Annotated in this window: 1 pseudogene; it reads right to left on the reverse strand. The window is 55.7% G+C overall.

Going from position 1 to position 422, the window contains the following annotated elements:
• Positions 1-422 (reverse strand): annotated as a pseudogene (locus ACTHSP_RS22170) (multidrug ABC transporter ATP-binding protein); the annotation flags it as partial.

Raw genomic sequence — 422 nt, forward strand, 5'->3', positions numbered from 1 at the left:
AAGCCGTTGAGGAGCGGTTTGCCTGCTTCGTAGGAGAAATCGACGTGATCAAACTTGATTTCGCCTCGGGTGACTTTAAGCGGCAGGGCTTGCGGTTTGTCGAGGATGGTGTGGGGTTTGGACAGGGTAGCCATGCCGTCGTTGACGGTACCGATGTTTTCAAACAATCGGGCGGATTCCCACATGATGTATTGCGACAAACCGTTCACACGCAATGCCATGGCCGTGGCGGTGGCTACCGCGCCTACGCCGACTTGGCCGTGATACCAAAGCCAAATACCCAAGGCGGTCGTACCGACGGTCAGCGAGCTGTTGACGATAAAACTGCAGGTATACAGCAGCGTTGCCAAACGCATTTGGGCATGGACGGTTACCATAAACTCTTCCATCGACTGCTTGGCATAAGCGGCCTCGCGTGCGCC

This window comes from Neisseria sp. P0001.S005, from assembly GCF_051963715.1.